Origin of the sequence: Pseudomonas edaphica (genome assembly GCF_005863185.1) — a bacterium.
Lineage (GTDB): Bacteria > Pseudomonadota > Gammaproteobacteria > Pseudomonadales > Pseudomonadaceae > Aquipseudomonas > Aquipseudomonas edaphica.
The window spans coordinates 1-4,246 of record NZ_VBVZ01000536.1; the positions used below are offsets into that span (position 1 = coordinate 1).

General features: G+C 60.8%; 3 protein-coding genes and 1 pseudogene. 2 read left to right on the plus strand and 2 right to left on the minus strand.

Translation table 11 applies throughout. The features are described 5' to 3' along the window. Positions 1-229: pseudogene (locus tag FEM54_RS25945) on the plus strand (ABC transporter substrate-binding protein); the annotation flags it as partial. Between the two features lie 98 nt (positions 230-327). Here the strand turns inward: FEM54_RS25945 and FEM54_RS25950 are convergent. Beyond that, positions 328-1,248 (minus strand): LysR family transcriptional regulator, encoded by a 921-nt coding sequence (locus tag FEM54_RS25950; RefSeq protein ID WP_017136706.1) that lies wholly within the window; start codon positions 1,246-1,248, stop codon positions 328-330. 181 nt (positions 1,249-1,429) lie between these two features. On the opposite strand from FEM54_RS25950, the gene FEM54_RS25955 reads away from it, so the two are divergent. After that, positions 1,430-2,335: a TauD/TfdA dioxygenase family protein gene (locus FEM54_RS25955; protein WP_017136707.1), complete on the plus strand. Its 906-nt coding sequence runs from the start codon at positions 1,430-1,432 to the stop codon at positions 2,333-2,335. A gap of 139 nt (positions 2,336-2,474) precedes the next feature. Here the strand turns inward: FEM54_RS25955 and FEM54_RS25965 are convergent, their stop codons facing one another. Further along, positions 2,475-4,082 (minus strand): alkaline phosphatase family protein, encoded by a 1,608-nt coding sequence (locus FEM54_RS25965; RefSeq protein WP_138453603.1) that lies wholly within the window; start codon positions 4,080-4,082, stop codon positions 2,475-2,477. Positions 4,083-4,246 lie beyond the last annotated feature (164 nt).

Below are 4,246 nucleotides of genomic sequence, written 5' to 3' on the forward strand. Positions count from 1 at the left end.
GCAGGCCTATATCGAGCTAGTGTCGGGGCGAGCCAGTTACCCACCGGTGATCCTGACCAACGACTTGAAAGACCAGCAGCTCAGCGAGATTTTCCCGGCGACGCTGGATCCGGTGTTCCTGGGCAAGTTGCAGGGCGCGGTGGATTTGGCGTCGAAGGAGAAGTTGATTCGCAAGTCGTTTCAAGTGAGTGATTGGGTGGCGCCGAACCTGGCGGCGGCGGGGCTCTGAGGTTTTTGGTGGCTGGGATATTGCTATCGCAGGCAAGCCAGCTCCCACAGGGGAATGCATTCCAACTGTGGGAGCTGGCTTGCCTGCGATGAGGCCCGTCAAACCGCCACACTCACCTCCTGCCTGTCGACCTCCACCAATGTCTCGATCATCGCCTTGGCCGCCGGCGACAACCTCGATCCCGTGCGGCTGACAATCCCACAACGCGCGCTCATGGTCTCCATGTTCTGCGGCAGGTTGCGCCAGTGCAGCAGCACCAGCGAACCCTGTGCGATGTCCTCGGCAAAAGCTTCCTCGGTGCCCACGCCGATGGCGTTCGATTGCAGCACGATTTTTACCAGCGCCGGGAAGTGTTCAGTCTGAATGCTGGGTGAAAAGTCCATGCGCCCACTCAGGTTCGCCAGCAGTTTACGAATGCCCTGAGAGATCAGCGGCGAGGCCAGCGGGTAGTCGAACATGTCGTTGGTCGACAGGCTGTCCTTGGCCAGTAACGGGTGGCCTGGGCGGCAGAAAAACACGCCGCGCTTGGGCGTCAATGCGCGGGTCTGGAAGTTCGGGTCGGCCTCGAACTGGCGGATATCGGCGATAAAAAATTCGATCTCTTCGCGGCTCAAGGCGCGGCTGAGTTTTTCCCAGTTATCCACCTGGAAACTGGTGCGGATTTTCGGGTGCGCGCCGATAAAACGCGCCACTGCATCCGGCACCAGTTTTACCGCTGGCGCCGGGCCGCAACCGAAGCGCAGGTCGCCGGCGTCGAGCTTGGTCATGCGCGTGACTTCACTGCTCAGCAGCGCGGCGCCGTGTACCAGGGTCAAGGCATGTTGCAGCACCACCTGGCCCTCTGGCGTGGGGCGCAAGTCCTTGTGGCCACGGTCGACCAGTACGCAGCCGAACTCCTGTTCGAGCCCCTGGATGCTGCGGCTGAACGCCGGTTGGGTGATGCCCATGGCGTCGGCTGCGCGCACGAAACTACGGTGTTCGTTGAGGGCGATGAAGTACCGAAGTTGGCGAAGATCCATATGCTTTCCCGGCATTTGAAAAATAGGTCGAAGGCATTTGCGACCGTGGGAGCTGAGGTTTTAAATGCAAGCTCTTATTCCGTCAACGAAGCATTGATTCATTTGCTAGATCTAAATTGCATATGAATAGAGCGTTGCAGGAAAGCATCCCACCATCAGCAGGCACATGAGGGTCATCACAATGAGCAACGCCGCATTAGCTGTTCAACCCGTCGCCCAGGCGCTCGACATCCACCCGGTGGCTGGCCGCATCGGCGCCGAGATCCGTGGCATCAAACTCTCCGGTGACCTGGATGCCGCCACCGTCGAGGCCATCCAGCACGCACTGGTGCAGTACAAAGTGATCTTTTTCCGCGAGCAAACCCACCTCGATGACCAGAGCCAGGAAGCCTTCGCGCACCTGCTCGGCGAGCCGATCGCACACCCGACAGTGCCGGTGCGCGACGGCACGCGCTTCCTGTTGGAGCTGGACGGTGCCCGTGGCCAGCGCGCCAATTCCTGGCACACCGACGTGACCTTCGTCGACGCCTACCCGAAGGCATCGATCCTGCGGTCGGTACTGGCGCCAAAATCCGGTGGCGACACGGTGTGGGCCAACACGGCCGCCGCCTACAACGACCTCAGCGCCGACCTGCGCGCACTCGCCGACAACCTGTGGGCCGTGCACAGCAACGAGTACGACTACGCCGGGCGCAAGCCGGATGTGTCGCTGGAAAAGCTTGAGGAATACCGCAAAATCTTTACTTCCACCGTGTATGAAACCGAGCACCCAGTGGTGCGTGTACATCCGGTCAGCGGTGAAAAAACCTTGCTGCTGGGGCACTTCGTCAAACGGCTCAAAGGCTATTCCCAGACCGAATCGGCGCAGCTGTTCAACCTGCTGCAGGGCCACGTCACCCGCCTGGAAAACACCGTGCGCTGGCGCTGGAACACCGGCGACGTGGCGATCTGGGACAACCGCGCCACTCAGCATTACGCGGTGGACGACTACGGCACCCAGGAACGCATCGTGCGTCGAGTGACGCTCAAGGGCGATGTGCCGGTGAGTGTGCAAGGGCAGCGCAGCCAGACCACCAAAGGCCTCTAAGCCAGGTTGGAGATTAAACAATGTGGGAGCTGGCTTGCCTGCGATGCAGACACCTCGGTGTATGAGTCACACCGAGGCGATGCTATCGCAGCGGTGCGACGATTCGACAAGCCAGCTCCCACATTAGGTTTTGTGGTGTTTACCAGACGCCGATTTTCACTACCTTTTCCGCCTCAGGCTCACCGTACCGGAACCACTGGCCACGCGAATCAACCTCCGCATGGCTGATGGTCGTACGCCGCTTCAACCCACGCAGCCATTCGAACAAATACCCCAAGTGCGTCTCGCGCACCGCCGCATACGCTGGATCGTCGCCCAAATCCTGCACTTCCTGCGGGTCATTTTCCAGGTCAAACAGCTGTGGACGAAAGCCGTCATAGGCCAGGTATTTCCAACGCTCACTGCGCACCATGGTCATGCGGCAGCGGTCGATGGGCTGCGCCAAACGCTCACGGGCTGGGGCCTGGAAGGCATAGTCGTATTCAGCGATGGCGTAGTTGCGCCAGGTGATGGGTTCGCCGTGCAGCAGCGGGATCAGCGAGCGGCCTTCAAGGCGATGGTCTGCGGCCGGCAAGCCCAGGGCATCGAGGAACGTTGGCAGGGCGTCGATGGTTTCTACCAGGCGCTCATCCACCGCGCCACGGCTGATATCGGCACTGGCACGCGGGTCGCGCACGATCAGTGGAACACCCACCGCAGGCTCCAGCAGAAACTCTTTTTCGCCGAGGAAGTGGTCGCCGAGGAAGTCGCCATGGTCACTGGTGAACACGATCAATGTGTCATCCCAGCGGCCGTTGCTTTGCAGAAAATCGAACAGACGCCCGAGTTGATCATCGACTTGTTTGATCAGGCCCATGTAGGTCGGAACCACTGTGAGCCGCACTTCATCACGGGAAAAATTCACGCTTTCCTGATGCTGACGGAAAGCCTGGTAGACCGGATGATCACTGGTTTGCGCAGGCTGAATCGGCGCCTGGATATGCTCGGCGCCATACAGCGCGTGGTACGGCGCCGGAGCGATGTAGGGCCAGTGCGGCTTGATGTAAGACAGGTGCAAACACCACGGCTGCTCGCCTTGTTCAGCGATAAAGTCGATGGCGCGGTCGGTGGTGTAGACGGTCTCCGAATGCTGCTCGGCTACCCGTGCAGGCAGCCCGGCATTGCGCATATGCCAGCCGCTGAGCACTTCGCCGTTTTCGCCGACGGCGGCGTTGGCCCATTCATGCCACGGGTTAGTGCCGTCGTAGCCGTGCTCGCGCAGGTACTGGGTGTAGGGCGCGGACTCGCGTTTTTCCGCGAACAGCGGGCTGTCGGGGTAGATGCCGTCATGGCGCAAATAAGCGTCGAAACCCACCTCATTGAAGGGCTCGGCCTGCGGGCTTTCAGGGTCGATATTCAGGCGCTGCAAGGCCTCCAGGTTTGGCGTGGCGTGGGTCTTGCCCACCAGCGCGGTGCGGATGCCATGGGGGCGCAGGTAGTCGCCGATGGTCAGCTCTTCCAAGGGCAGCGGCACCGCGTTCCACGCCACCTGATGGCTGCTGACATAGCGCCCGGTGTACGCCGACATCCGCGACGGCCCGCAAATGGTGCCCTGGGTGTAAGCGCGGCTGAAACGCACGCCGGCGGCGGCGAGGCGGTCGATATTCGGCGTGTGCAAATGCGCGTGGCCGTAGCACGACAGGTAATCGCGGCGCAGTTGATCGCACATGATGTACAGCACGTTGCGCACGGGTTGGGAGTTGGACATGAGGCTTCACCGGACTGAGGACAGGTGAAGGTTTTCGCTGTTCGGGTGGTGGGCTGGCAAGTGCATTTGAGGACTGGGTTTTATGCAGGGAATGCATGGGTGTTGCTACTGGCGCTATCGCAGGCAAGCCAGCTCCCACACTTGAAATGCGTACCCCTGTGGGA

Coding starts and splice junctions, on each gene's coding strand:
- FEM54_RS25950 (WP_017136706.1), bottom strand. CDS start 1,248: ATGGATCTTCGCCAACTTCGGTACTTCATCGCCCTCAACGAACACCGT.
- FEM54_RS25955 (WP_017136707.1), top strand. CDS start 1,430: ATGAGCAACGCCGCATTAGCTGTTCAACCCGTCGCCCAGGCGCTCGAC.
- FEM54_RS25965 (WP_138453603.1), bottom strand. CDS start 4,082: ATGTCCAACTCCCAACCCGTGCGCAACGTGCTGTACATCATGTGCGAT.